Raw genomic sequence first — 2220 nt, 5'->3', positions numbered from 1 at the left:
GCTCGGCCGGGAACGTCGCCGCCAGCTGCCGGGCGGCGGCCTCGCGCCGGCCGATGTCGGCGGCCAGCGGGCCCTGCCGCCAGACCTTCCCGGCCCCGCGCGCGGGCGTGAACGCCTGCGCGATCCGCGCGGGTTCGGGGCGCCGCGCCGGATCCTTGGCGAGGCAGGGCAGGACGAGGGCCCGGACGTGCTCCGGCACCGCGCTCACGTCGGGCTCGCCGTGCACGACCTGGTACTGCACGCCGGCCACGTGTGGGCCGTCGTAGGCGCGGCGTCCACCGGCGGCGTACGCGAGGACCGCGCCGAGCGAGAAGACGTCGGCGGGCGGGCCGACCCGCTGCCCGAGCACCTGCTCGGGCGCGCCGTACCCGGGGGTGACCGGGATCTGGCCGGTGGTGGTCAGCGTCAGTCCGTGCTCGGGGCGGGCGATGCCGAAGTCGATGACGCGGGGGCCGCGCGAGGTGAGCACGATGTTGGCCGGCTTGAGGTCGCGGTGGACCAGTCCGGCGGCGTGGATGTCCTGGAGGGTGCGGGCGAGGGCCGACGCGAGCGCCCGCAGGGCGGCGTCGTCCAGCGGACCGTACGCCGTCACGGCGTCGTCGAGGGTGGGGCCCGCCAGGAACTCCGCCGCGATCCACGGCCGTCCGCCCTCGGTCCGCGCGCCGAGCACGCGGGCGACGCCCTCGCCGGTCACCGCCTGCGCGGTCTGCGCCTCGCGCACGAACCGGCGGGCCAGGTTCTCGTCGTGCGCGAGCTCCGGGCGCAGGACCTTGACCGCCGCCGCGTCGCCCGCGCCGTCCCGGCCGAAGTAGACCTTGCCCATCCCCCCTTCGCCGAGCACACCGAGGAGGCGGTACGGGCCGAGACGCAGGGGATCGCCGGTGCTGAGGGGGAGCATGATGGAGGCTTTCTCACTCGAAGGGCAGGGCGGTCACGGTGGTGGTGTCGGCGGCGATGAGCTGCCCGGCCGCCTTGTGCGCCACGAAGCGCAGGGCGGGCGTCGCGTACGTCCAGACCGAGCGGTGCGTACGGCGGTCGACGGCGCTGATGCCGTCGGTGAGCGGGGCGTAGACGTGCTTCCCGCCGATCACCGGAGGGCTGTCGAGACGCGGGGTGTCGTCCTTCGTCAGGTCCTCCTCCTCCGCCCACAGCAGCTTGCCCGTGCCCGCGTCCAGGGCCACCAGGCCCCGGCTGCCCTCGGCGGCGTACACCACCCCGTCCCGCACGGCCGGGGCGCCGTAGCGCCGCCCGTTCTGCTCGATGTCGCCCGGATTGCGGTCGTCCCCGAACTCCCACGCCACCTTGCCGTCGGAGAGCTTCAGGGCCCAGACGCGCCCGCTGCTGACGTAGACGTGCTCGCGGTCGACGGCCAGTTGGCCCGGGATGAGGAACGAGGAGTCGAGACGCTCCCTGGGGACGGTCATGCTCCAGATCCGTTCCCCCGTGCCGATGTCCACGGCTCCCACGGTGAACTCGGACGAGACGGCCCCCCTCGCGGCGACGATCAGGCGCTTGCCGACGGCCCGGGCGCTGATGGCCGTCGAGCCGGTGTTCGGGTAGACGACGGCGGTGGACCGCTGCCACAGCTTCTTCCCGGTCCGCTGGTCCACCGCCAGCAGACGCCAGTCCTTGGCCTGGGCGGTGTAGTCCGTGGACGACGCGCCCTTCTGCCGGGCGGCCAGGTACAGCACTCCGCCGGCGGCCGCGATCATCTCCGCGTCGTTCACCGTGCCGTTGAAGTCGGCGAGCCGGGCGACGCGGCGGCGCATGGTGCCGTCGTCGGGCGAGAAGGCGTGCAGCGACAGGCCCTTCCCCTCGTCGTACTCGGGGAGGAAGCCGTAGACGGCCTCGCCGTCCGTGGTGATCTGCTGCCCGCTGGTCAGCAGCGGGTACGACCACACCTCCTTGCCCGTCTTCGTGTCCAGACCCCGCAGCGCGTCGTCCGACAGCGTGGCGACCACCTTGCCCAGCGGCATCGGGAGCTGGCGCTGCCACTTGTCGGCCACATCGGTGCGCCACAGCGGCCGGGGCCCGTCGCTCGCGGTGGAGGCGGGCTTCTTCTTCCCGCCGCCCTCGCTCCGCCCCGCGGACCACATCCAGGCCCCCGCTCCCGCCGCCGCCAGACCCAGCGCGCAGCCGCCGCCCACCGCGAGCAGCCTGCGGCGCGGCAGGCCACTGGGGGCGGCGGCTGCGCGCTGGGTCTGTCTCTTATACACCTCT

At 74.5% G+C, this 2220-nt stretch carries 2 protein-coding genes; both read right to left on the bottom strand.

The genetic code is table 11. The features are described 5' to 3' along the window. Positions 1 to 898 (bottom strand): serine/threonine-protein kinase (locus E2E34_RS33505; RefSeq protein WP_138905598.1); only part of this gene is annotated, 898 nt, incomplete at its 3' end. A gap of 13 nt (positions 899 to 911) precedes the next feature. Next, on the bottom strand, positions 912 to 2220 hold a 1309-nt coding region (locus E2E34_RS33500), incomplete at its 5' end, for a PQQ-binding-like beta-propeller repeat protein (RefSeq protein ID WP_138905597.1).

This window comes from Streptomyces albidochromogenes (assembly GCF_005981925.1).
GTDB classification, from domain to species: Bacteria; Actinomycetota; Actinomycetes; order Streptomycetales; family Streptomycetaceae; genus Streptomyces; species Streptomyces albidochromogenes.
The sequence above is the reverse complement of the archived record's forward strand: the minus strand, read 5'-3'. Positions and strand labels throughout refer to the sequence as shown.